Source organism: Nostoc sp., from assembly GCF_036917975.1.
Lineage (GTDB): Bacteria > Cyanobacteriota > Cyanobacteriia > Cyanobacteriales > Nostocaceae > Nostoc.
The window spans coordinates 169,395-194,134 of sequence record NZ_JBALEJ010000022.1 but is presented as its reverse complement, the minus strand read 5'-3'; the positions used below and the strand labels follow the sequence as shown (position 1 = coordinate 194,134).

At 43.1% G+C, this 24,740-nt stretch carries 33 protein-coding genes; 28 read left to right on the top strand and 5 right to left on the bottom strand.

What is annotated here, in order from left to right; translation table 11 throughout:
* The first annotated feature begins 2 nt into the window (after positions 1-2).
* The 17 genes from rplR (at position 3) to prfA (ending at position 10,468) form a co-directional block, all read left to right on the top strand.
* Complete coding sequence (rplR, locus tag V7K76_RS07860) at positions 3-365, top strand: 50S ribosomal protein L18 (RefSeq protein WP_334699060.1); 363 nt, start codon at positions 3-5, stop codon at positions 363-365.
* 133 nt (positions 366-498) lie between these two features.
* Positions 499-1,026 carry a 30S ribosomal protein S5 gene (gene rpsE, locus V7K76_RS07855; RefSeq protein ID WP_094328453.1) on the top strand — a complete coding sequence of 176 codons (528 nt, stop codon included), beginning with the start codon at positions 499-501 and terminating at the stop codon, positions 1,024-1,026.
* 104 nt (positions 1,027-1,130) lie between these two features.
* Positions 1,131-1,574: a 50S ribosomal protein L15 gene (gene rplO, locus V7K76_RS07850; protein ID WP_292848139.1), complete on the top strand. Its 444-nt coding sequence runs from the start codon at positions 1,131-1,133 to the stop codon at positions 1,572-1,574.
* Between the two features lie 74 nt (positions 1,575-1,648).
* Positions 1,649-2,959, top strand: coding sequence for a preprotein translocase subunit SecY (gene secY, locus V7K76_RS07845; RefSeq protein WP_334778477.1), 1,311 nt, complete (start codon positions 1,649-1,651; stop codon positions 2,957-2,959).
* A 2-nt stretch (positions 2,960-2,961) separates the two neighbouring features.
* Positions 2,962-3,516 (top strand): adenylate kinase, encoded by a 555-nt coding sequence (locus tag V7K76_RS07840; RefSeq protein ID WP_334778476.1) that lies wholly within the window; start codon positions 2,962-2,964, stop codon positions 3,514-3,516.
* 198 nt (positions 3,517-3,714) lie between these two features.
* On the top strand, positions 3,715-3,939 hold the full coding sequence (gene infA / locus V7K76_RS07835; RefSeq protein WP_006276978.1) for a translation initiation factor IF-1: 225 nt from the start codon (positions 3,715-3,717) through the stop codon (positions 3,937-3,939).
* A 117-nt stretch (positions 3,940-4,056) separates the two neighbouring features.
* On the top strand, positions 4,057-4,170 hold the full coding sequence (rpmJ, locus tag V7K76_RS07830; protein ID WP_015129703.1) for a 50S ribosomal protein L36: 114 nt from the start codon (positions 4,057-4,059) through the stop codon (positions 4,168-4,170).
* A gap of 116 nt (positions 4,171-4,286) precedes the next feature.
* Positions 4,287-4,667, top strand: a complete 381-nt coding sequence (gene rpsM / locus V7K76_RS07825) for a 30S ribosomal protein S13 (RefSeq protein WP_334778475.1) — start codon at positions 4,287-4,289, stop codon at positions 4,665-4,667.
* Between the two features lie 54 nt (positions 4,668-4,721).
* The gene (gene rpsK, locus V7K76_RS07820; RefSeq protein ID WP_069070761.1) at positions 4,722-5,117 is read left to right on the top strand and encodes a 30S ribosomal protein S11; all 396 of its coding nucleotides are present in this window, start codon (positions 4,722-4,724) and stop codon (positions 5,115-5,117) included.
* A 278-nt stretch (positions 5,118-5,395) separates the two neighbouring features.
* A complete protein-coding gene (locus tag V7K76_RS07815; protein ID WP_334778474.1) occupies positions 5,396-5,530 on the top strand; it encodes a hypothetical protein in 135 nt (44 codons plus the stop codon).
* A complete protein-coding gene (locus V7K76_RS07810) occupies positions 5,511-6,458 on the top strand; it encodes a DNA-directed RNA polymerase subunit alpha (protein WP_094349104.1) in 948 nt (315 codons plus the stop codon). Before V7K76_RS07815 ends, V7K76_RS07810 begins: the two co-directional genes overlap by 20 nt.
* A 31-nt stretch (positions 6,459-6,489) precedes the next feature.
* Complete coding sequence (rplQ, locus tag V7K76_RS07805) at positions 6,490-6,840, top strand: 50S ribosomal protein L17 (protein WP_094349105.1); 351 nt, start codon at positions 6,490-6,492, stop codon at positions 6,838-6,840.
* An 82-nt stretch (positions 6,841-6,922) separates the two neighbouring features.
* Complete coding sequence (truA, locus tag V7K76_RS07800; protein WP_334778500.1) at positions 6,923-7,771, top strand: tRNA pseudouridine(38-40) synthase TruA; 849 nt, start codon at positions 6,923-6,925, stop codon at positions 7,769-7,771.
* 116 nt (positions 7,772-7,887) lie between these two features.
* Entirely contained in the window at positions 7,888-8,349 is a 462-nt protein-coding gene (rplM, locus tag V7K76_RS07795; protein WP_179068341.1) for a 50S ribosomal protein L13, read from the top strand.
* Positions 8,349-8,765, top strand: coding sequence for a 30S ribosomal protein S9 (gene rpsI / locus V7K76_RS07790; protein WP_104906415.1), 417 nt, complete (start codon positions 8,349-8,351; stop codon positions 8,763-8,765). The genes rplM and rpsI overlap by 1 nt, the downstream gene beginning before the upstream one ends.
* 259 nt (positions 8,766-9,024) lie before the next feature.
* Positions 9,025-9,267, top strand: coding sequence for a 50S ribosomal protein L31 (gene rpmE, locus V7K76_RS07785; RefSeq protein WP_012410697.1), 243 nt, complete (start codon positions 9,025-9,027; stop codon positions 9,265-9,267).
* Between the two features lie 103 nt (positions 9,268-9,370).
* Positions 9,371-10,468 (top strand): peptide chain release factor 1, encoded by a 1,098-nt coding sequence (gene prfA, locus V7K76_RS07780; RefSeq protein WP_334778473.1) that lies wholly within the window; start codon positions 9,371-9,373, stop codon positions 10,466-10,468.
* On the opposite strand, the gene V7K76_RS07775 is transcribed toward prfA, so the two are convergent.
* Positions 10,445-10,924 (bottom strand): hypothetical protein, encoded by a 480-nt coding sequence (locus tag V7K76_RS07775; RefSeq protein ID WP_334778472.1) that lies wholly within the window; start codon positions 10,922-10,924, stop codon positions 10,445-10,447. The genes prfA and V7K76_RS07775 overlap by 24 nt on opposite strands.
* 240 nt (positions 10,925-11,164) lie before the next feature.
* On the opposite strand from V7K76_RS07775, the gene V7K76_RS07770 reads away from it, so the two are divergent.
* The 11 genes from V7K76_RS07770 to V7K76_RS07720 all read left to right on the top strand — a co-directional run bounded on the left by V7K76_RS07770 (position 11,165) and on the right by V7K76_RS07720 (position 19,895).
* Positions 11,165-11,524, top strand: coding sequence for a helix-turn-helix domain-containing protein (locus V7K76_RS07770; RefSeq protein ID WP_334778471.1), 360 nt, complete (start codon positions 11,165-11,167; stop codon positions 11,522-11,524).
* Between the two features lie 203 nt (positions 11,525-11,727).
* A complete protein-coding gene (locus V7K76_RS07765) occupies positions 11,728-12,186 on the top strand; it encodes a DUF29 domain-containing protein (RefSeq protein ID WP_334778470.1) in 459 nt (152 codons plus the stop codon).
* Between the two features lie 374 nt (positions 12,187-12,560).
* The gene (locus V7K76_RS07760) at positions 12,561-12,779 is read left to right on the top strand and encodes a hypothetical protein (protein ID WP_334778469.1); all 219 of its coding nucleotides are present in this window, start codon (positions 12,561-12,563) and stop codon (positions 12,777-12,779) included.
* A gap of 242 nt (positions 12,780-13,021) precedes the next feature.
* On the top strand, positions 13,022-13,504 hold the full coding sequence (locus V7K76_RS07755) for a hypothetical protein (protein WP_099101143.1): 483 nt from the start codon (positions 13,022-13,024) through the stop codon (positions 13,502-13,504).
* Positions 13,505-13,553: 49 nt separating this feature from the next.
* Positions 13,554-14,375, top strand: coding sequence for an Rpn family recombination-promoting nuclease/putative transposase (locus V7K76_RS07750; RefSeq protein ID WP_334778468.1), 822 nt, complete (start codon positions 13,554-13,556; stop codon positions 14,373-14,375).
* A 51-nt stretch (positions 14,376-14,426) separates the two neighbouring features.
* Entirely contained in the window at positions 14,427-14,615 is a 189-nt protein-coding gene (locus tag V7K76_RS07745) for a hypothetical protein (RefSeq protein ID WP_334778467.1), read from the top strand.
* A gap of 278 nt (positions 14,616-14,893) precedes the next feature.
* Positions 14,894-16,579, top strand: coding sequence for an ABC-F family ATP-binding cassette domain-containing protein (locus V7K76_RS07740; RefSeq protein ID WP_334778466.1), 1,686 nt, complete (start codon positions 14,894-14,896; stop codon positions 16,577-16,579).
* A 222-nt stretch (positions 16,580-16,801) separates the two neighbouring features.
* The gene (gene gpmI / locus V7K76_RS07735) at positions 16,802-18,400 is read left to right on the top strand and encodes a 2,3-bisphosphoglycerate-independent phosphoglycerate mutase (RefSeq protein WP_334778465.1); all 1,599 of its coding nucleotides are present in this window, start codon (positions 16,802-16,804) and stop codon (positions 18,398-18,400) included.
* A gap of 120 nt (positions 18,401-18,520) precedes the next feature.
* Complete coding sequence (gene secG / locus V7K76_RS07730; RefSeq protein ID WP_179066611.1) at positions 18,521-18,754, top strand: preprotein translocase subunit SecG; 234 nt, start codon at positions 18,521-18,523, stop codon at positions 18,752-18,754.
* 10 nt (positions 18,755-18,764) lie between these two features.
* Complete coding sequence (locus V7K76_RS07725) at positions 18,765-19,577, top strand: peptidase (protein ID WP_334778464.1); 813 nt, start codon at positions 18,765-18,767, stop codon at positions 19,575-19,577.
* A gap of 81 nt (positions 19,578-19,658) precedes the next feature.
* Positions 19,659-19,895: a hypothetical protein gene (locus V7K76_RS07720; RefSeq protein ID WP_118167601.1), complete on the top strand. Its 237-nt coding sequence runs from the start codon at positions 19,659-19,661 to the stop codon at positions 19,893-19,895.
* Between the two features lie 69 nt (positions 19,896-19,964).
* Here the strand turns inward: V7K76_RS07720 and V7K76_RS07715 are convergent, their stop codons facing one another.
* The 4 genes from V7K76_RS07715 to recO form a co-directional block, all read right to left on the bottom strand.
* Positions 19,965-20,408, bottom strand: a complete 444-nt coding sequence (locus tag V7K76_RS07715) for a DUF29 domain-containing protein (protein WP_334778463.1) — start codon at positions 20,406-20,408, stop codon at positions 19,965-19,967.
* Positions 20,409-20,553: 145 nt separating this feature from the next.
* Positions 20,554-21,702, bottom strand: coding sequence for a glycosyltransferase family 4 protein (locus V7K76_RS07710; protein WP_334778462.1), 1,149 nt, complete (start codon positions 21,700-21,702; stop codon positions 20,554-20,556).
* 355 nt (positions 21,703-22,057) lie between these two features.
* Positions 22,058-23,710, bottom strand: a complete 1,653-nt coding sequence (locus V7K76_RS07705) for an MFS transporter (protein ID WP_334778499.1) — start codon at positions 23,708-23,710, stop codon at positions 22,058-22,060.
* A complete protein-coding gene (recO, locus tag V7K76_RS07700; protein WP_334778461.1) occupies positions 23,697-24,629 on the bottom strand; it encodes a DNA repair protein RecO in 933 nt (310 codons plus the stop codon). The genes V7K76_RS07705 and recO overlap by 14 nt, the downstream gene beginning before the upstream one ends.
* Positions 24,630-24,740: the final 111 nt, after the last annotated feature.

The following is a 24,740-nucleotide window of genomic DNA, read 5'->3' as shown; positions in this document are numbered from 1 at the left end:
AAATGAAACTTACTCGTAGAGAATCAAAAAACCGTCGTCATCGACGTGTACGTGGCAAAGTGATTGGCTCCCCAGAACGTCCCCGTTTAGCGGTATTTCGTTCTAATGAGCATATTTATGCCCAGTTAATTGATGATACTCAGCATCAAACTATCGTGGCCGCATCGACTGTAGAACCAGAGTTGAAATCTAGTTTAGCGTCAGGTGCAAACCGCGATGCATCGGTACAAGTTGGTAAGTTGATCGCAGTGCGATCGCTAGAAAAAGGCATTACCAAAGTAGTCTTCGATCGCGGTGGTAACTTATATCACGGTCGTGTCAAAGCACTAGCTGATGCAGCCCGCGAAGCTGGTTTAGATTTCTAAAGTCATTGGTCATTAGTCATTGGTCATTGGTCATTAGTCATTTGCAAAGGACAACTGACAAAGGACAACTGACAAAGGACAACTGACAAATGACAAAGGACAAAGGACAAATGACATAAAAAGAGCATAAATTATGGCAACAGAGCGTAAAAGTAGAACAAAGCGTGCCAAAAAAGAAGAAACCACTTGGCAAGAGCGGGTTATCCAAATCCGCCGCGTAAGTAAAGTGGTCAAAGGTGGTAAAAAACTCAGCTTCCGAGCGATCGTTGTCGTTGGTAACGAACGCGGTCAGGTTGGAGTTGGAGTAGGCAAAGCTTCCGATGTAATTGGCGCAGTCAAAAAAGGCGTAGCCGATGGCAAAAAACACCTCATTGATATCCCAATCACCAAATCCAACTCCATCCCCCATCCTATTGATGGTGTCGGTGGCGGGGCAAAAGTAATTATGCGTCCAGCCTCACCTGGTACTGGGGTAATTGCGGGTGGTGCAGTGCGGACTGTGTTGGAATTAGCCGGAGTTCGTAACGTCTTAGCCAAGCAACTAGGCTCCAACAATCCGCTCAATAATGCTAGAGCCGCAGTTAATGCCTTATCTACACTGCGTACCCTTTCTGAAGTCGCCGAAGATCGCGGTATTCCTATTCAAAATCTCTACATCTAAATTTAGTCATTAGTCATTGGTCATGAGTCATTAGTGAATAACAAAGGACAAATGACAAATGACAAAGGACGAATGACAAACGAAAAATGAGAACTTGATAACTTATGAGACTCCATGATGTTAAGCCGCAAAAAGGCTCCAAGAAACGCAAAAAGCGTGTAGCTAGAGGTATTTCTGCCGGTCAAGGCGCTAGTGCTGGTTTAGGTATGCGGGGTCAAAAATCTCGTTCTGGTAGCGGGACTCGACCAGGTTTTGAAGGTGGTCAACAGCCATTGTACCGCCGCTTACCTAAGCTGAAGGGCTTTCCGATTGTTAATCAGAAGATTTACACTACGATTAATGTAGAGAAGCTAGCCTCCCTTCCCGCCAATACGGAAGTAACTTTGACCTCATTGAAAGCCGCAGGTATCCTGACTGCTGTCAAGGGGCCACTGAAAGTTTTAGGTAACGGGGAATTGAGCATTCCGCTCAATGTACAAGCGGCAGCTTTTACAGTTTCAGCTCGTAGCAAAATTGAGGCAGCTGGTGGTAGTTGTGAAGTCTTATGAGTGAGCCGGAACAGCGCACTTAAATGCAAGCCAACTCGCTGCCAGTGCTTGGTTCACTATAAAGGTAGCACTCTATGATCAGTCGAGATAAAGCCCCAACGGCTCAAGAAACTTTTATACAGATGGCGCAGGCAGCTGGCCTCAGAGGTAGGCTGCTTGTCACTGTCGGTATTTTGATTTTGGTTCGCCTGGGTATTTTCTTACCCATCCCAGGCATTGATAGACCAAGATTTGCCGAAGCCATATCGGGCAGTAATTCCATATTCGGCTTATTGGATATATTTTCCGGGCGAGGACTTTCGACTTTGGGAGTCTTTGCTTTAGGAATTTTGCCCTTCATTAATGCATCTATTATCATCCAATTACTCACGGCGGCGATTCCAACTTTAGAAAATTTACAGAAAAATGAAGGGGAAGCCGGTCGGCGAAAAATATCGCAAATTACCCGCTATGTAACTGTAGGCTGGGCAATCCTTCAAAGTACAGCTTTTTCGGCATTATTCCTCCAGCAATTCGCCTTAAAGCCAGGGCCAATCTTTGTCGCTGAAACTGCGATCGCTCTGACTGCTGGTTCTATGTTCGTCATGTGGGCATCAGAACTAATTACAGAACGGGGTATTGGCAACGGAGCATCATTGTTGATTTTTGTCAACATTGTTGCGTCATTACCGAAAGCTTTGGGTGATACCATCGACTTGGTGCAAGTCGGCGGTCGGGAAGCAGTCGGTCGGGTAATCGTGCTGGTCTTAGTTTTCCTCGCAACAATTGTTGGGATTGTGATTGTGCAGGAAGGAATGCGCCGCATCCCAATTATTTCGGCTCGTCGCCAAGTAGGTAGAAGAGTTTTGGCAGAGCAGCGTAGTTATCTGCCACTGCGGCTAAACCAAGGCGGCGTAATGCCAATTATTTTTGCTGCTGCCATCCTCAGTTTGCCACTGCTAATCGCCAATTTTACTAAAAATGCCGATTTGGCAAATATAGTTAACACTTATTTGAGTCCAAGCGGTTCTAGCTCCTGGGTCTATGCCTTGGTCTACATGATTTCTATTGTTTTCTTCAGCTACTTTTATTCTTCGTTGATTCTCAACCCGGTAGATGTGGCGCAGAACTTGAAGAAAATGGGTTCTAGTATTCCTGGGATTCGTCCCGGTAAGGCAACTAGCGAGTATATCGAACGCGTTTCCAACCGACTCACTTTTTTGGGTGCGATCTTTTTAGGCTTCGTTGCTATTATCCCCACAGCCGTAGAAAGCGCTTTGAATGTAAAAACTTTCCGGGGAATAGGTGCAACCTCGTTGTTAATTTTAGTTGGTGTGGCAATTGAGACAGCCAAACAAGTCCAAACTTATGTCATCTCTCAGCGCTATGAAGGAATGGTGAAATAATAGTGACGCGATTAATCTTCTTGGGGCCACCTGGAGCGGGTAAAGGAACACAAGCTCAAACCTTGGCTGAACGCTTGAATATTCCCCATATTTCTACGGGTGAAATATTAAGACAAGCCATGAAAGAGCAGACTCCTTTAGGAATCAAAGCTCAAAGCTATGTTGATAGCGGCGAGTTAGTACCCGACCAGCTAGTGCAGGACTTGGTACAGGAGCGCCTCAGTCAACCAGATGCCAAAAATGGTTGGATTCTGGATGGATTTCCCCGAAAAGTGACCCAAGCAGCTTTTCTGGAGAATTTACTGGAAGCAATACATCAAGGTGGCGAAAGGGTAGTCAATTTAGATGCACCAGATGAAATTGTCATCGCACGTTTGCTTGCTAGAGGACGAAAAGATGATACCGAAGAGGTAATTCGTCGTCGTTTAGAAGTATACCGCGCGGAAACTGCACCTTTAATTGATTATTATGGCGATCGCCAAAAACTCCTAACAGTCAATGGCAATCAGTCCCAAGAAGATGTCACTGGTGAACTACAAAAGGTAATCGCTTCTTGAAAGGGGAGTAGCGAGTAGGGAATTCACCACTTATCACTCACTATTCCCCACTCACCACTCCCCACTCCCCATAGCAAAAAAAAGATCAATTTTAGCTAAGATATATTAATAAACTGTTGATATATTTCTTAAAATGTGTTTCTTTGCAGATGAAGGCTGCAACTGAACATGAAATTGTTGAGTTGAGGAAAAAACAAATTGTCTAAGCAAGATTTGATTGAAATGGAAGGCACGGTTACAGAGTCCTTGCCCAATGCGATGTTTCGCGTTGACTTGGACAATGGCTTTAACGTGCTAGCACACATTTCCGGCAAGATTCGCCGAAATTATATCAAGATTTTGCCCGGAGATCGCGTCAAGGTGGAGTTAACCCCCTACGACTTGACCAAAGGCAGAATCACCTATCGACTACGAAAGAAGTAAGTATATGTAGAGAATTTTACCATAAAACCATTTTTTTGACTGTTTGCTAGTCATTTAACTGGATTATTTTCCCTATAAATGCTATAATTTTATATTTGGAGTCAAAAAATAAAAGGCATGAAAGTTAGAGCCTCAGTCAAGAAAATTTGTGAAAAATGTAACGTGATCAAACGTCGTGGTCGCGTCATGGTGATTTGCGTGAACCCCAAGCACAAACAACGTCAAGGATAACACTCTTACCAACAGAGTGAGTTGCAGGACGCATATCATCATTAAAACGAAAAGACGCGATTAATCACGTTTTTCCTAACCAACAGTAATTGCGAGAACAATAGGGAGAGTTCATTGTGGCACGTATTGCCGGAGTAGACCTTCCACGCGATAAGCGCGTCGAGATCGGTCTGACTTACATCTACGGAATTGGGTTATCACGCGCTCAAGGAATTATAGCGGCAACTGGTGTGAACCCAGACACCCGCGTTAAGGACTTAAGTGATGCCGATGTGACAGCGCTACGAGGGGAAATAGAAACCAACTATCAAGTTGAAGGCGACTTGCGGCGCTTGGAGTCTTTGAACATCAAGCGCTTAGTTGACATTGGTACCTACAGAGGTCGTCGTCATCGTATGGGCTTACCAGTCAGAGGCCAAAGAACTCGCACCAATGCCAGAACCCGTAGAGGCAGAAGGCAGACAGTGGCAGGGAAGAAGAAGGCTCCAGGGAAATAATTTTGCAACGCTTGCTAATCCGAGCAAGTTTTACCTTAAATCAACTAAACAAGTATGGCGAGACAACCAACTAAAAAAACCGGGAGCAAGAAGCAGAAACGGAATGTACCCAGTGGAATGGCCTACATCCAGTCTACTTTCAACAATAGCATTGTCACCATTACCGATCAAAACGGAGATGTCATCTCCTGGGCTAGCGCTGGTTCTAGCGGTTTTAAGGGAGCAAAAAAGGGAACTCCCTTTGCAGCGCAAACCGCAGCTGAAAGTGCAGCCCGCCGAGCTATCGATCAAGGAATGCGCCAAATTGAGGTAATGGTCAGTGGGCCAGGAGCAGGTAGAGAAACCGCTATCCGGGCACTTCAAGGAGCAGGGCTGGAAATTACACTGATTCGGGATATTACCCCGATTCCTCACAATGGTTGTCGTCCACCCAAGCGCCGTCGAGTTTAAATACTAAGACTTGGACAGCGAGGGCGAAAAATGACAGCCAGCAATGACCACTTGAGCGTCTAACGTGCAAATTGTCATTGAGTCAGAGCTTGGGCGACCAGAAGCGTGTCAGATTTTCCCACCGGGAAAGCTGTTAAGCTTTGGGCTACTCAAAATATTATTAATCAATTTTGGATTTTAGATTTGCGATTTTAGATTGAACCCGACTATAAGGGTGCTGGGCCTCGTGGATTTTAAGTTGATGATTTAAGATTTGTTCTGTCAATAAGAGGCGGAGCATGAACGAAAGAAGCACAATCCAAAATCCAAAGTCCAAAATCGAAAATTGGCAATCAATTCAGGAGGCAATTGATTTGTCTGCTAGCAGCACCTTAGAAGAAGGGAGGCTCATCCGTGGCGCAGTTTCAAATTGAATGTGTAGAGTCGAATACCGAAGAAAGTCGGAACCATTACAGTAAATTTGTTTTGGAACCTCTAGAACGCGGTCAAGGAACAACTGTTGGCAACGCACTGCGGCGGGTTTTACTGTCTAATTTAGAAGGTACAGCAGTTACAGCAGTGCGGATTGCGGGCGTTTCACATGAGTTCGCCACAGTTCCGGGCGTGCGGGAAGATGTGCTGGAAATCCTCATGAGAATGAAGGAAGTTATCCTGAAAAACTATTCTTCGCAGCCTCAGATTGGTAGATTACTCGTTAGCGGCCCAGCAACAATCACTGCGGCACATTTTGATTTACCCAGTGAAGTAGAAGTCATCGATCAGACTCAGTATGTAGCTACCATCGCTGAGGGTGGAAAGCTAGAAATGGAATTTCGGATCGAGAAGGGCAAAGGCTATCGCACTGTAGAGCGAGGACGTGAGGAAGCCACATCGTTGGATTTTCTCCAAATCGACTCGATATTTATGCCAGTGCGAAAAGTCAACTACAGTGTTGAAGAATCTCGTGGGGAAGGCTTGATTCCAAAAGACCGACTACTGTTGGAAGTTTGGACAAATGGTAGTATTTCCCCTCAAGAAGCACTATCTTCTGCTGCTGCGATCTTGGTAGATTTATTCAATCCGTTGAAAGACATCTCCCTAGAACCGACAGATACAGGTTCCGATATTCCAGACGACCCAACTGCCCAGATACCCATCGAAGAGTTGCAACTTTCTGTGCGGGCATATAACTGTCTCAAACGGGCACAAGTTAACTCTGTGGCAGATTTGTTGGATTATACCCAAGAAGACCTCTTAGAAATTAAGAACTTTGGGCAGAAATCAGCAGAAGAAGTTGTGGAAGCTTTGCAGCGACGCTTGGGCATCACCCTGCCAATGGAAAGAGGCTCTAAACACCCTTAAGAAAACAGTTCATAATTCATAGTGCATAATTATGCGTCACCGTTGTCGCGTCAAAAAACTCAGTAAACCAGCCGATCAACGCCGTGCTTTACTGCGATCGCTCGCCACCGAGCTGATCCGTCATGGTAAGATCACCACCACTTTAATTAGAGCGAAAGTTCTCAGAAGTGAAGTGGAAAAAATGATTACCCTAGCCAAAAATGGCTCCTTATCAGCACGTCGGGAAGCCCTTGGCTATATCTTCGACAAACAACTGGTTCACGCTCTATTTGAGCAAGCTCCAACTCGATATGGCGATCGCCAGGGCGGTTATACCCGCATCCTGCGTACCGTACCGCGTCGGGGTGATAATGCAAAAATGGCAATAATTGAATTGGTTTAAGTCATTTAGTCATTGGTCATTAGTCATTGGTTATTCACAAATGACAAAGGACAACTGACAAATGACAAATGACAAAATCTGTATGTTAGAAAGCCACCAGCCTACACAAACTCATCGAGTAGCCTTGGTAATCCAATACCTGGGCACTCATTTTCATGGCTGGCAAAGGCAAAAAAACCAACGGACAGTCCAGGAAGAGATCGAAATTGCGATCGCCACTATTCTTGGGTACCATGTAACACTACATGGGGCTGGGCGAACCGATTCAGGAGTTCACGCTGCTGCTCAAGTAGCCCATTTTGAAGCTACAGGTTTTATTCCGCCTCACAAGTGGGCAACAATCCTCAACAGCTACCTGCCGCCAGATATATTAATCAGGGCTTCAGCTAGTGTCGATAACCGTTGGCACGCTCGCTTTAGTGCAGGCTATCGACGGTATCGCTACACAATTTATACTGAAGATCGGCTTAACTTGTTTGTAAGACCCTTCAGTTGGCATTATTATTATGCACCCCTGGATGAATCTTTAATCCAGGCTGCCTTGAAACCTCTGTTGGGAAAGCATCACTTAGCTGCTTTTCACCGTGCTGGCTCAAAGCGATCGCATTCCTGGGTAGAGGTGCAAGCAGCAGAGTGTCGTCGCAGTGGGCCATTTATCCATATTGAAATACAGGCAGATGGATTTTTATATGGCATGGTACGGCTGTTGGTAGGGATGCTGGTACAAGTAGGTTCTGAACAACGAACACTTTCTAACTTCACCGAACTCTGGAAAGAACAACGTCGGGAAGAAGTGAAACACGCCGCACCGCCTCAAGGCTTGTGCTTATTGCGAGTCGGCTATCCCGATTTTCCCTTTCCAAAAGAGATTTGGTACGACACCTTGCCAAAGTTCGTCACTAGTCAAGAGTCATTAGTCATTGGTCAGTAGAGACGTGATTAATCGCGTCTGTACAATTGTCATTAGTGAATAACAAAGGACAACTGACGAATGACAAAAGACAAATGACTAATGACAAATTAAAAATGACAAAGGACAAATGACAAATGACAACAGTTAAAACATACCTTCCTTCTCAAGCAACCCTTGAGCGTGAGTGGTACATAGTAGATGCCACTGATAAACGCCTCGGTCGCCTCGCCAGCGAAATCGCCCAGGTATTGAGAGGCAAAAAGAAACCTGAATATACACCCCACTTAGATACAGGTGACTTTGTAATAGTCATCAATGTCGAGAAAGTAGCAGTAACAGGCAAAAAGCGCACTCAAAAGCTTTACCGCCGCCATTCTGGTCGCCCTGGTGGGATGAAAACCGAAACTTTCGCTAAACTGCAAGACCGCATACCAGAGCGAATTTTAGAACAAGCTGTTAAAGGTATGCTACCTAAAAATAGCCTGGGTAAGCAGTTGTTCACCAAGCTGAAAGTTTACGCTGGGCCTACCCATCCCCATGATGCTCAAAAACCCAAAGAACTAAAAGTTAGTACAATTCCTGGAGAAGAAAATTAATGGTAGTAGCAGATGCTAATAGCGGTCGCGCCGTATACTGGGGTACTGGCCGTCGTAAGAATGCGGTAGCACGGGTACGCTTGGTTCCAGGCACCGGTCAACTGATTGTGAACGGTAAAGATGGAACGTTGTATTTCCAATTCAACCCCAACTACCTGGGAGTCATTAAAGCACCCCTGGAAACTCTGGGATTAGAAAACGAATATGACATTTTGGTAAAAGCAGAAGGCGGCGGCTTGACCGGACAGGCTGATTCTGTTCGTTTGGGAGTTGCTCGTGCTTTGTGCCAACTCGACCCAGATAACCGCCCACCTTTGAAAACCGAAGGTTATTTGACTCGCGATCCGAGAGCAAAAGAGCGGAAGAAATATGGTTTACATAAAGCTCGGAAAGCGCCTCAGTACTCTAAGCGTTAGGGAATTTTGGATTTTGGATTTTGGATTTTGGATTTAAAATTACTCTGAATAAAGCCGAAAGAATATCTAATTTTTTTAACAAACCGCCATCGCGCAGCGTCTCGTAGAGAAGGACGCCAAGAACGCCAAGGAGGAAACAGAGGAAAAAATAGGTAATTTTATAGCCCGAAGAGAGTAATGTAAAGTCTAAAATCTAAAATTCTACAAACGCTGAAGAGCTAAAAGTTATAATTGATATAGATTCATCACAAAAGGAACAATGGCTAAAGCTGATATTCACCCCAAGTGGTATCCAGATGCTAAAGTTTACTGCAACGGTCAAGTTGTTATGACCATTGGCTCTACCAAGCCAGAATTGCACGTAGACGTTTGGTCTGGAAATCACCCATTTTACACCGGCACTCAGAAGATTATTGACACTGAGGGTCGAGTAGAGCGCTTCCTCCGCAAGTACGGCATGAGCAGCACTCAAACATCTGGCGACGAACAAACCAAAAAGTAGCGAGTTGGCTCTGCTGTTAACGACGGCCCTGCATCAGCTGGGTCGATTTTCATTTATATGCTCGAGCCAATTTGTTATTTTTTAAGGAGCGATCGCACTCGTCATGGCTGAATCATACTTACTGGACAAACTAAAATCCGTTGAACAAACCTTTAATGAGTTAACCCGTCGTCTTGGCGACCCCGATACCGCTAGCAATCCTGATGAATATCAAGAAATTGCTAAGTCTCGTTCTTCTTTGGAAGAGGTTGTTAATACTTATGAAATTTGGAAAACAGCCCAAGAAGACTTGACCGGAGCGCGTCAGGTTTACAAAGAATCTGCAAGTGATCCAGAGTTTCAAGAAATGGCAGCACTGGAAGTAAAGGAACTTGAAGAAAAAATAGAACATTTAGAGTCTCGCTTGAAAGTCTTACTGCTACCACGCGACCCCAATGATGAAAAGAATATCATGTTGGAAATTCGCGCTGGTACTGGTGGCGATGAAGCAAGCATCTGGGCTGGCGATTTGATGCAGATGTACACCCGCTATGCCCAGACTCAAGGTTGGAAAGTTTCTCTAGTGAGCGAATCTCGTGGAGAAATGGGTGGCTGGAAAGAGGTCATTCTCGAAATTAAAGGTAATGACGTTTACAGCCAGTTAAAGTTTGAAGCTGGAGTGCATCGTGTGCAGCGCGTGCCGGCAACGGAATCTGGAGGACGGGTTCATACTTCCACAGCTACCGTGGCAATTATGCCAGAGGTGGATGATGTGGAAATTCACATTGACCCGAAAGATATTGAAATGACTACAGCCCGTTCTGGTGGTGCTGGTGGACAAAACGTCAACAAGGTGGAAACAGCCGTTGACTTGATGCACAAACCAACGGGAATACGCATTTTCTGTACAGAAGAACGCAGCCAGTTGCAAAACAAAGAACGGGCAATGCAAATTCTGCGGGCGAAGTTGTATGACATCAAGTTAGGCGAACAACAAGCAGCTGTAACTTCCATGCGGCGATCGCAGGTTGGTACTGGATCGCGATCGGAAAAAATTCGCACTTACAATTATAAAGATAACCGTGCTACCGACCATCGGTTAGGTCAGAATTATTCCCTTAACCCTGTTTTGGATGGTGATTTAGAGACACTTATCCAATCTTGCATATCTCTAGACCAGCAAGAACGTCTGGCAGAGTTAGCGACTTCTGCCGCTAACTAAATTCTGTTGGTAAATATGCTGTAAAACCACTTGTTGTTGTGTTTCTTTTAACACACACAGGTGGTTTTCTAATATCGCATGGAGTACATTTTCTATTTCACTGGGATAATGGTAATAGGCAAATTCGTACTTCATAAGGTAATTTAGCTTCGCCCATTCCTTCAGGGTTTGACAGGTATAAATTAAATTTTCTATTTCTTTTTGCCAACGCGCAAAAATCCGGTAGCTAAAAAAGCTACTGCATATATTCTCTTTTGCATCCCAGTAGGAAATACACACTTGATGTTTCAGAAGGTGAATTTTTTTGATTTGCTTAACATCGTAGCCTTTAACTTTTAAAGCTTCTTTGGTTTCTGCGTCAGAAATGTTCCACTGTTCTGGTTTAATTTTATTAGTGGCTATAAAGTTTTTACCTTTGCGGCGATATTGATTAATTTTGCGTGGCTTGCGAAACATGATGCACCTTCGATATTATTTCTTCGCAGCAAAGTCTAGCTACTAGCACAACTGCCGTAGCAAACTAAGTTTTTTGGATTGATTAAAGATAGATGGGTTCGTCTACTAGCTTGATGCCTGTAGTTGGCGATTTACAACCAGAGATATAGTTTAGTACTAAAACACAAGGCTGTCAATATAAAAGTAAACTTGTAATATTGAAAGTAGACTTGTAAATAAAGTTGGCTAGCTATATAAGCAGTGAAGATCGAAAGCAAACAAAAACTGATTGAGATCATTAAACTAGCTCGCGGTTCAATGAGTCAGCGAGCGTTTGGTAAGCTTTTGGGAGTATCTGCTACTGCTGTTCAGATGTGGGAAAAAGGTGTGAAGGTGCCAGATACAGAAAATTTGGCTCGAATTGCATCGAAAGCAGGCTACACAATGGAAGAGTTAATCAGCTGTATTGATGGCAAACCAATTCCAGAAACCTCAGATTTGAGTCTGATTTTGAGACAAATCCAGCACATGCCTTTGGCTCAAGTGGCTCAAATCGTCCAAGCTGCGGCAGATAGATTGGCCGCTGTGGCTGAAGCTGGGGATGAAGCAAAAGCAAGTTGAATATTTGTTCAGAATTGAATTGAAATCATTAAAATATAACGTTTCTCGTTTGTATGCAATGCACTCTGACCTCTCTCCAAACCTCTCTCCTAAAAGGAGAGAGGCTTTGAGTTTTACTCCCCTTCCCTTGTAGGGAAGGGGCTGGGGGTTAGGTCTGTATTGGACTCAACCCAGAAGCGCTATAGCTCTCGTTTCTCAAATCTATGGACAAACCTTTTTTGTATAACCAAGACTTCTATGGCTGGACACAGCAGCAGGCTAAAGCGTTAGAGCAGAGGCTAGTTATGGAACTAGACTGGCAACACCTGCAAGAGGAAATTCAAGCTTTGGGGAGACAGGAATATCGGGAACTCGTGAGTCGTCTGAGTGTATTACTCGGTCATCTCTTGAAGTGGGAGTATCAACCCGAACAACGCTCTCGCAGCTGGTTTTTAACAATTCGAGAACAGCGTCGCGCCATCCGCAGGCATCTTCGACAGAACCCTAGCTTAAAGTCTCGAATAGAAGAAGCCTTGTTAGATGGCTTTGAAGCGGGAGTTGATTTGGCGCTACGAGAAACTAACTTACCATTGCGAACTTTTCCAGAGCATTGCCCTTATTTATTTGATGATGCGATCGCAGACAATTTTCTGTGCGATACTCATCAAGACTGGGAAGGATAATTATTGCCATTTTTATGACGCTCATTTGTTATTTGGAGATACCTTAAGTAGAACGAGGTGAAAAAAATTATATACATATAAGTTTTACTGCAAGTTAGTTAGATATAGTTACATCTATGAAACAAGTAATAGAAAATGTAAAACAAACTATAGCGCAAAAACAAATACTTTGGGCTTATCCAATTGCACTGAAATTACAAAAAAATCACTATAGTTTGGCAATTCAATGGGCAATAGAATGCATACAAATATATTCATCCGAGATTGAATCGGACAAACTCTCCTAGCTTAATAAATATATTCAGCAAGCTTTGTCAGAGCCAAATTTTTTAACTCCTTTACAGTGTAATGAAATTAGTCGAGAAATATGGTATTTGCCTGAAAGGGAAGAAATTCAAACTGCAATAGCTCGACTATGGGGTTCTATCGCAGCTTTTAAAGATGGAGAAGATCGTGGTGGAGTAATGGAAACCACTAGGGCAGTCGAATTAGTATTACCTGATATATCCGCTCGTCGTCTATTAGATCGATACTTAGAAGCTGCTATAATAATTTTTGAAGAATACGAATCACAAAACAAGGCGTGTGAGTAGTAGAATCGCCTTGATTCATCTGGCGATCGCTAATTTTGGCTGAGTTAAAGTTCTGGTAGAAATACGTAATGGCTACACAAACGAAGTCCATCTGCGTGGACTCCAGCAAGTTGAAACCCACGGAGGTGGGTTTTGTCTGTATAGCTGCGATTTCTAATCGCCAGGGCTAGCATACTTTACTGGCAGTTAAGGAATAAATGGTTTTAAAATAGTGCAATCTTAAAATATTTAGGGGTGCAGCTATGTCGCTACGCAATGAGCCTTTAGATTGGCAACTTGAAACGAATAATCCTTATATACCAGTTTATCATCAAGGGAATTTGGTGGGATTTTTTAAACCAGAATATGCCAGTGAAATTATTAAAATTTTAAACGAAGAAGAAGTTTTAAAGAAAGCGCTAAAAATGGCTTGTACTGATTTAATTAAAAAAATCGGTGGCGATACCAGAAAAGTCAATTATTTAATGGAAAAATATGTAAAAACTAGTGAGCGTCCGAAGCATGGAACTAGAGCGATCGCAGTTTTACTTCAAGATAGGCAAAAAGAGCTTGATTTGAGTAACCAGGAGTTTGCAAAATTCTGCGATACCTTTAAATTATCTCCTACGGAACTGAATAATATTTATGCTGGAGAAGCATTTGATGATAGTTTATTAGCGCCCCTTTCACGTATATTAGGGATAGCAAAAGAGCAATTACTGAAAGTGCGAGATGGTTGTGAATAATAAAGTAACACATGAACAGCAAATCAAAATATTCAAGTGATATAAAGTTGTGAAAACAGACATCATCTTTTATCGGCTGTTTCAAGAATTTCCTGATATCTTCTTTGAACTTATTGGTAATCCGCCAGAAGAAGCTAGCCTTTATCAATTTTCATCGGTTGAAATCAAACAAACAGCCTTCAGAATAGATGGTGTATTTCTACCGACACAAGGAAGTGAGAACCCGATTTACTTTGTTGAAGTGCAATTTCAAGCTGATGGGGAAATTTATTCACGGCTAATTGCAGAAATATGTTTATACCTCCGTCATAATCAACCATCAAATGATTGGAGTGCTGTAGTTTTATACCCAAACAGGAATGTAGATACAGGCAATATCAAACATTACCGTGAGTTTTTCACAAGTGGGCGTGTCAGGCGCATTTATTTGGATGAATTAGGTGAAGCTGCATCACTTCCAATTGGCATTGCAACTGCTAAATTAGTAATTGCAACCGACGATATAGCGATCGCACAAGCAAGGGAGTTGATAGACAGAACCAAGTCACCGATAAGCTCACCACCAAAACAGCAGCAATTATTACAATTTATAGAGACTATTTTGGCTTACAAGTTTCCCACAATGAGTAGGGAGGAGATGGAGGAAATGTTTGGCTTAAGCGAGTTAAAACAAACCAGATTTTATCAAGAAGCCTTTCAGGAGGGTGTTGAACAAGGTAAAGTTGAAGGCATTGAACAAGGTAGGGTTGAAGGCATTGAGCAAGGTAAACTCAAAGCAGTACCAGCAATGTTGGCAGCTGGGTTGACTGTAGAACAAGTAGCACAGGCGCTAGATTTGAGTGTCGAAGAAGTCAGACAAGCCGCGCAGTAGGATTCTTCTGATCGAGGAGTAGAGGAATTGGTGGACTACAACATAGGAACTATGAGTTTCAAAGATACAAAAGTTTATCAAGAAGCATTTGAAGAAGGGCGTTTGGAAGGTTTACGGCAATCAGTACCTCGTCTATTAGATTTAGCGTTAACTATTGAGCAAGTTGCGGAGGGATTAGGTTTAACTATAAACCAAGTTCAAAACGCGAAACTCTATCATGATGGCATCCAAATAAAGTAGCGTATAGCCAAATTAAAATTAATACCCACCTTATTGAAATTTGGGGTGACAGTGGAACAAGTGGCTGAGGCATTTGATTTCAGTGTCGAAGAAGCCAGACAAGTAGCACAAAGTCAGCCTTAAGATAGATGTGGTAAATTTTATCCGTGGCTCAAGCTAAATTTGGTTTGCGGCTTCCAAACTCGATCACGACGAATTTATAGTTAATTTTTGTTAATATTAGAGGCGGTGTTAGTACTTCGTCCTCAACCACCCACTCCCTACCTGAGAGAAACTTAATGCTGCGATTAGAACATATAAGTAAAATTTATCCCACAGGCGAAGTTCTCAAAGATATCAACTGGGAAGTTAAACCAGGCGATCGCATTGGCTTAGTCGGTGTCAACGGTGCTGGAAAATCCACCCAATTAAAGATCATCTCTGGGGAAATTGAACCCACCGCCGGCGAAATCATTCGTCCTAATAGCTTACATATAGCCTATCTTAACCAAGAGTTTGAAGTAGACCCCACCCGCACCGTTAGAGAAGAATTTTGGACTGTCTTCAAAGAAGCCAACGAAGTACAGTTATCTCTGGCGCACATACCACAAGAGATGGAAACGGCTACCCCAGAGGAACTGGATCGACTAATCGATAAGTTGGATCGCTTGCAGCGCAAATTTGAAGCCTTAGATGGTTACAACTTAGATGCACGCATCGGGAAAATTCTACCAGAAATGGGGTTTGGGCTAGAAGATGGCGATCGCCTCGTCAGTGCCTTCAGTGGTGGTTGGCAAATGCGGATGAGTTTAGGTAAAATTCTCCTGCAAAAACCCGACTTGTTGCTGCTGGATGAACCGACTAACCACCTAGATTTAGAAACCATTGAGTGGTTGGAAAATTACCTCAGAGGGCTGGTTACGCCGATGGTAATAGTCTCCCATGACCGGGAGTTCCTTGACCGCCTCTGCAACCAAATTGTGGAAACTGAACGTGGCGTTTCTGCCAGCTACCTTGGTAATTACTCGGCATATTTGGAACAAAAAGCCGAAAGTCAATCAGCACAACTGAGTGCTTACGAACGCCAGCAAAAAGAATTAGAAAAACAGCAAACCTTTGTTGATAGATTCCGCGCCAGTGCTACTCGCAGTACCCAGGCGAAAAGCCGGGAAAAGCAACTGGACAAAATTGAGCGCATTGAAGCACCCATTGCTGGGGTAAGAACTTTACACTTCCGTTTTCCCCCCGCACCCCGCAGTGGACGCGAGGTAGTGGACATTAAAGATTTAACTCATCTTTATGGTGAGAAAATCCTGTTTTTAGCAGCAAATCTCCTAATTGAAAGGGGCGATCGCATTGCATTTCTTGGCCCCAATGGTGCTGGGAAATCTACCCTTCTGCGCGTAATTATGGGTATGGAACCACCCACAGAAGGTAGTGTTAAATTAGGCGATCATAATGTTATTCCTGGCTACTTTGAGCAAAATCAAGCTGAAGCCTTGGACTTGAAGAAAACTGTCATGGAAACTATTCATGATGAAGTTCCCGACTGGGATAATCAAGAAGTCCGCACCCTTTTGGGACGCTTCTTATTTACTGGTGATACAGTATTTAAGGCAGTTGGGGCATTAAGTGGAGGAGAAAAAGCTCGTTTGGCGTTAGCAAAAATGCTCTTACGTCCCGCGAACTTACTAATTTTAGATGAGCCGACAAACCACCTAGATATTCCAGCGAAAGAAATGCTGGAAGAAGCACTGAAAAATTATGATGGTACGGCAATTGTAGTCTCTCATGACCGCTACTTCATTTCTCAAGTAGCTAATAAAATCGTCGAAATCCGTGATGGTGAATTCCGCGTTTACTTAGGAGATTATCATTACTATCTCCAGAAAATTGCCGAAGAAAAAGAACAGGCCAAGTTAGCTGCAATAGAAGCCGAAAAAGCAGCGAAAAAAGCTGCTAAAGCTTCCGCGAAAAGGAAATGAGAAACTAGAAAAGGGCTTAGTAGTAGCGTCTTAGCACTACTACTAAGTAATCACTCCTTATTAGCGTTCTAAAACATCACAGAAAAATTACTAAAATTAAAAAAAATCTTTCAAAAAGCTGCAAGTCCTTCAGAAAATAAGTTAATAAGCAAAAATTCACTTGCGGCGTGGATTAGCAGTGGTATCATTCGGGTATTACAAAAAGTAAAGGGCAATTTTACTATGACCAAAGCACCTGTTGCTCCTGTGGTGCTAGTCATTTTAGACGGATGGGGCTACTGCGAGGAAAAGCGAGGAAACGCTATTGTTGCTGCTAAAACTCCCATCGTGGACAGTTTATGGGCAGCTTATCCGCATACCCTCATCCGCACATCAGGAAAAGCTGTAGGGTTGCCAGAGGGACAAATGGGCAACTCGGAAGTTGGTCATTTGAACATTGGTGCTGGGCGAGTTGTACCGCAAGAACTGGTACGTATCTCCGATGCGGTTGAAGACGGTTCTATTGCCTCTAACCCAGCACTTGTCAAAATTTGCCAGGAAGTTCGTTCTCGGAATAGTAAGCTGCATCTAGTCGGGCTTTGTTCTGAGGGAGGGGTACATTCGCATATCACCCATCTATTCGGACTACTTGACTTAGCCAAAGACCAGCGAATTCCAGAAGTTTGTATTCACGCGATCACCGATGGTCGTGACACCGCCCCAACAGACGGGGTAAAAGCGATCGCACTGCTGCAAGATTATATAGACCGCGCCGGAATTGGGCGCATAGTCACCCTCAGCGGTCGCTACTACGCGATGGATCGCGATCACCGTTGGGATCGGGTCAAGCGCGCCTACGACGTGATGACCCAAGATGGTGCAGGTGGCGATCGCACGGCTGTAGAAGTCTTGCAAGCATCTTACACAGAAGGGGTAAAAGATGAATTTGTCAACCCCATCCGAATTGCTCCCGGCGCAATAGAACCAGGGGATGGGGTAATATTTTTCAACTTCCGCCCCGATCGCGCCAGACAATTAACTCAAGCTTTGGTCAGTCCCAAATTTGACGGTTTTGAAAGACAGCAAATCACACCGCTATCTTTTGTCACCTTTACGCAGTATGATTCAGACTTACCCGTGGCTGTAGCCTTTGAGCCGCAGAATCTCAGTAACATTCTGGGAGAAGTCATAGCCAATCATAGTTTGAATCAGTTCCGCACCGCCGAAACCGAAAAATACGCCCATGTCACCTATTTCTTTAATGGGGGTCTGGAGGAACCTTTTGTTGGAGAAGATCGGGAACTGGTAAGCAGCCCGATGGTAGCGACTTATGATAGTGCCCCAGCGATGTCAGCAGTAGCAGTTACAGATGTTGCGATCGCAGCGATTCAAAAGGGTACGTATTCCCTAGTTGTGATTAACTATGCTAACCCAGACATGGTAGGGCATACTGGTCAAATCGACGCTACCATTACAGCAGTTGAAACAGTCGATCGCTGTTTGGGTCGCTTGTTAGAAAGCGTTATCAAAGCCGGCGGTACAACAATTATTACTGCTGATCACGGCAACGCTGAGTATATGCTAGATGATGGGGGTAATCCCTGGACGGCTCATACCACTAACCCAGTCCCCTTCATCTTGGTGGAAGGAGAGAAAGTCAAAATCCCTGGATACGGTACAAATGTCGAACTGCGAAGTGATGGCAAGCTATCCGACATCGCCCCCACAATTCTAGAGATTTTACAGCTGCCTCAGCCACCAGAAATGACCGGGCGATCGCTGCTGAAAACAGCAGAATATGAGCTGCAACGTACTCGCACCCCCGTGCAAGTAGGACTGTAAAATAGTGCTGAGTGCTGAGTGTTGAGTTAGGAGTTTTTAGTGAACTCCTAACTTTTGAATCTCTGAATTCTGACTCCTGAATTCTGTTTTTTGAAACTTTTTATAAATGAGATTCCTACCATGACAATTAGTAATATCGTGCAAGGCATTTGGGCATTTTCCGCCACTGGTTTGATTATCTTAGTTTTACTGCATAGCCCTAAAGGTGATGGCGTTGGCGCTATTGGCGGACAAGCCCAGCTATTTAGCAGCACCAAAAGTGCAGAAAACACCTTAAACCGAATTACTTGGGCATTGACAGTAATTTTTCTTGGTTTAACAGTAGTTTTAAGTGCTGGTTGGCTGCCTAAATAAGGATAGGTAAATGGGGAAAATAACCCAACACCCAATACTTAACACCCTAATAAATTTAATTTTACGACGGTTAATTGTAGCTCTTGCCTTGTTCCTTGGCACAGGGCTGTTAATCGTTTTTACTCATATCGAGTCGAGTGATGGGTTTACAATAATACCAGAATATGTATATTCGGATTTAAGAATTTCTCTCCCCTCATCTTCCCCAAAACCCCATCCCTTACCGCCCACACTTGCACAGTGGCAAGATAAGACTAACAGTGGTGACTACTTTTCCCAAGTCAAAACGACCCAAGTTGGTTATTTAGTCTGGTCGCAATTTCCCATTCGAGTTTACGTAGAACCACCAAAAGCCATCAGCGAAAAACAAGCTCAAGCATGGGTTAACGGTGTCTTGCAGGGTGTACAGGAGTGGAGTACTTATTTACCTTTAACAATAGTCGAACAGCCAGAAGTTGCTGATATTACGATTGTACGAAAAGCGCCACCTCTACAAATTTCCCCTGGTAGTAATATATCCCGTGCGCGATCGGCACAAACTACTTACGAGTTATACACCAGCAACAAAGTTTTATCCCACCGCTTCACCATCTTGTTAAGTCCCAGTCAAACAGGTGAGTATCTCATTGCAGCTACCCGCCACGAATTCGGTCATGCGTTGGGAATTTGGGGTCATAGTCCGCTACAAACTGATGCGCTATATTTTTCTCAAGTTCGTAACCCGCCGCCGATTTCTGCAAGAGATGTGAATACTCTAAAGCGGGTTTATGAACAGCCAACTACTTTGGGATGGTCTTTAGTGGATAATTCAAAGATTAATTGATCAATAGGTAGAGTATAAGCTCGTCGCTAGACTGAGGGTAGTTTCACCAAAAGAATTCTTGCAAATAGTAGGAGAAATCCCATGACTAACTTAAATGTACAGCTACCTGAATCTTTATATAAACAAATTGAAGCTTTAGCAGCCAGAGAAAATATTTCCATTGAACAACTTGCAACCATTGCTTTATCGGCACAAGTTTCCGCATGGATGACCAAAGACTATTTGGAAGAAAAAGCTAAAAGCGGTAGTTGGGAAAAATTCCAGCAAGTTTTGAATAAAGTCCCTAACGTAGAACCAGAAGAATATGATAAATTGTAGCGACTTAATCTTATGGTATTACTGAGTTAAAATATGAATATGTCTCGCGCAAAGAATCAAAATTTAAGATTAAGGCAACCAATTTTTATCCAAAATCTGCTCTAAGGTATAAGGACATAATTCAGGTAAATTGGTTAGCTGTGTTTTAGCATTAACATAATCTAAGACATTGCTATAAATTATGTTGAAATTATCCTCTAAATGATTGCGTAAATTGGCACTTAAATCTTCATTTAGTTGGTTCCGAAAACTAATAATTTTCGCAGCCCAATGATTAGCATTTCTTGGCTTTTCTAAATCCCAATATTGATAAAGTAATAAATGTCTAATAATCTGTTCTAATAAACTTCTGACTCGCCTTTTTTCATTTTTAGCCAAATCTTCCAATTCTTCTATTAAGTTTTCATAGTCAATCTCTGCTAATTGTCGATTTTTGAGACATTTAATAGTCTCTTCTAACCATTGCAGGTAATTGGATTCATATAATGTTTTTATGTCGATAATTGCAGTCATTTGTTGGTTTTGTAGCTTGAACTTACTGTTAGTTATTATTTTATAATAACTAATATATTAATTTTTGCCGGTAATTGCTCAAATGCCCAACTTCTTCAAGAAGTTGGGCATATAATATCAAGCTTAGGTAAGTGAAATTCAACCCCTATGCTCTACGACTTAGTGGTAGAGGTCGCTGTGCTAAAACTTCTTTATAAAGTTCTTCCAGTAGAGTAATATTTTTACTCAGGGTATAGCGGTCTAATACACGCTGTCTAGCTTTTTGCCCCAGTAAAGTTGTTAACTCTGGATGGTCTTGCAACACTGGTAAGAGAGTTTTTAATTGCGATCGCGCTGTTTTAGTATTAATAACCACACCTGCGCCCTTTTCCAAGACTTCTCCATCTGCACCCACATCTGTTGCTAAACAAGCTAATCCACACGCCATTCCTTCTAACAGAGATAGGGACAAACCCTCTACCAATGAAGGCAAAACAAATACATCTGCGCCCCGCAAAATTTCGATGCGTCGGTCTTCATCAGCGACAAATCCCAACCAGATAATGCCGTATTCTGAACCATAAAACGGCTCTAAGGAAGACTTTAAAGGGCCGTCGCCAACAATTAGCAACTTAGTACCAGGCTCCATTGCCGACTGCTTCCAAGCGCGGAGGAGGGCTTCGACATTTTTCTCTGGCGCTATTCTACCCTGATAGACAAACAAGCGATCGGCTTTAAATTCTGCTTTGATTTGAGAAAGTCCTGGAGAATACTTAGCGGTATCAACACCATTGGGAATTACAGCAATATTTTCTTCCCTTACGCCCATCCCTGCCAATAATTCTCGCTGAATTTGAGAAAATACAATCACGCGATCGTAGTTAACCAAAAAAGGCGCGTAGAGCTGATAAGCCAAAAGTTGTGTTCCCGATACAAGCTTTGCCCCCTTGCCAGCAAAGGGTGTATGAAAAGTGGCAATTAGGGGCAACCTCAGTTCTTCACAGATTTCCGGTAGAAAAAAGTCTAGAGGAGATAACGTCAAGGAAGCATGGACTACATCTGGTTTGATTTCCCGTAGTGAATCTGTTAAAACTTTGGTAGCTTTAAAAGTAGGAATTGTGTAAACCTGGGACTTGTAAATGAAAGGCAGGGAAACCTCTCGAAGATTTGGCCAATTATCAGGTTCAGACTCTTCCTGGGCGAAGTGAAGAAAGCTAACTTGATGTCCCCTATCTAGCAAGGCATTTGTAATTTCTCGACTGTAGGTGACATTGCCGCAAAAGGGTGATTTTTTTCCAATCCAGGCTATACGCATTCTTTATTTAGCTGTAATAAAAGCAGGTTTGAGCTATTAATTTTGTGTCCTTTGTGATTTATCTTTTATCTAGCTATACTTGCAGGTTTTCTTATTTATTAAAAATTTCCACAACTTTCTACCAGTTTAAAAAGCTTATTTTAAGCTGATTAAACCAGTGGATTTATGGCTTTATTTATTTTACTTATAAGTTGTTAATTTCTGATATTGAAACAACTTATTCTGACTAATGTCAGATTCATATCCGGCAAGTATGCGATAAATTTTCACTACCACAGTTTACCATGAACGCAAAAGCTTTAAGTAAATATTAATTACTTCAAGGTAATGAATAATAACTCCTGTTATCCGATAACTACTTGTGTGAGTTATACCAGGTTAATATACCTCCTGAAAAGACGATCGCAGCTAATCCCAAAAAAACTACCTGTAATCCCAGAAAGGTTTCTGCGACACCAGCTAATGCTAAAGGTAAGGAGAGGGCAATATTAATTACATTGTTCTGCAAGCCAAAAACTTTACCACGCATTTCTGGAGGTGTTTCTGTTTGGATTGCGGTTTGCATCGGGATTCCCACTAGCGCCCCGAAGATACCTAAGAGCGCTACCAGTAACAAGACTAGCCACAGTTGAGTTGTAAATACTGATAGACCAATCAGGGATGCTGCCATACCCATAGAACCATACAGACTTAGCTGGGTGTAAGAGAAGCGTTGACCAAATTGACCGAGAATTGTTGCTCCTGCCGCGATCCCAACACCGCCAGCTGCTAGTAAAAAGCCAAACTGGGAGGCTTTCATGTTAGGAATTATTTCTGCCATGCGAACGGCTAGAACAGTTAATGCTGCAAAGACAGAAAACAAGATAATCAGTTGAAGCAAAGCATTGCGGACGCCATGATTTGCTTTGAGATAGGCAAAACCGTCCCGCAAATCAGAGAATACGTGAGGGAATTCTGTATCGGGGTGGTGGTGTTTTTCCTTAGTTGCCAGGAGGAACAAAATTAGTCCCGCGATCGCATAACTGCCACCTACTAAAAGTTCTTTGCCTAAACTACCACTACCGCCAATTTGCAGCCAAAGTCCATCTGCGATCGCTAACAAGGGTTCTCCAACGGCAAACCCAACAATCACCGATGCCATCATCGTTGTTGTGTAAAGCGAATTTGCCGAGAGTAAATGTTGTTCTTCTACTACTAAGGGAATTGCCGCCTGTTCTGCTGGGGCAAAAAACTGGGTCAAAGTCGAAACTAAAAAAGTCACACCCAAAATGATTACAAAACCCACTGGCATTACTCCTATGGGTTTCCAATCATGAGTCAACCACAGCAGGAAGGGAATTGACAAAACCAGGATGCCGCGCCAAATATTCGTTGCTACTAGCACAGCCTTTTTCGACCAGCGATCGACAAACACGCCAGCAACGGAACCAAACAATACGGCTGGAATCGTAAAAGCCATCATCAAGACTGACACCCAACCACTAATACTCTGATTGCTTCCTTGAAACTGAGTATTAATTAAGGCAATCATCAGCACCAAATAAACTTTATCTGCCAGCTGGGAAAAAACTTGACCACCCCAAAGAGCGAGAAAATTAGGGTTTTTTAATACAGGTAAAAATCCCTGCTGTTTTACATTCCCTGCAATAGCTTCTCCACCTGAACCAGATCCATCTAATTTCGGTGGTTCTTTTTCTGCGATCGTGGCTGCTGGCAAATTATGCCCATTACGAGTGCCGTTATTATCTACCTCAGCTGTGGTTAATTTGTCCTCAGATTGTGTTTCTGACTGACTTGGGACATCAGTTTTTGGGATTTCTGCTGTCCAACTTTGATCGTTTTTAGAAACGTCTTTTGGGGACATTTCTTGGCCATTTATTTGACTAGGTGTACACTTAGAAACAGCACTCAAGTGATTCCTGACTGTTGGATCTGATACCCTATTCTGTTTTTTGACGAGGCTTGGTGACAAAGGCAGGATTTTTTTATCCAAATCAGACGGTTGCATCATGGTTGGCAGCAAAATAAGAGTCGATCAAGGTAGCAGAGCGAATAGGGCGACCTAATTGATACTGAACATACTGGCGCAAAGTCTGCTCAACAGATAACCAGTGATGATCTTTAGCACCATCAATTTGCATTATCTCTGGTTGTGACAGATGTTGAAGCAAAGCCAGTTCTATAGCACCCAAACGGCAAGAAATCACAGGTATTTCTTGCCGATGCACAACAACTGTTTGGGTATTGGGCATTGGGGATGGTGGGGCCCCCTCTGGGGATAAGGGGTAAGGGGCATTGGGCATGGGGAATTTGTTATTAATCTCCCTCTGCCCCTCTTTTCGTAAACGTTCCCTAACTTCTAAGGAAACAGTTCCACCTGCGGGGATACTAAATCCTACCTGCCAGTTGGGATCTGTAAAGTCTGGCTTGAGGGGGTGCTGAGATAGGCAACAGATTTGCACTTGTGGCGTTAGTCCTGCTAAGGCTAAAAGATGAAATACACCATGAGCCAGATGAGCTAAAACACCAGATGGATTTGCACTAGACACCATCTCCAAGCGATGAAGATGTTCATTGAACAAATCATAAAGTTCTTCTTGGGGTTGTTCGCTCAAAGCTTCACACAGAACTATTTCTGCTAAATATTGACTGGCGGCCAGTTTTCCCAAATTTTTAGCTAAACCAGGATAAGTTTTTAAAGTCTGTGCTTGAGTAATTTTATCAAGCGATCGCCCTTTAGCAATCAATAGTTCATTCACAACAAACATCCCACTCCTACCACCCAGGCTGGAGTTGTGCTTACGTGCCCCTGGAGCCACAGCCCGAATTAGACCGAATTCCCGTGTCAAAATCGTCACTATTTTATCCGATTCTCCTAGCGCCTGGGTTTTAAGATTAATACCAGTTGCTTTGTAGGTTCTACTCATTAGTCATTAGTCACTAGTCATTAGTAGTTATTTAGTCATTAGTCATTGGTCAAGGGTCATTAGATTAGGACAAATGACATAGACGCTTCTGCGGCTTCCCGCAGGGTAGGA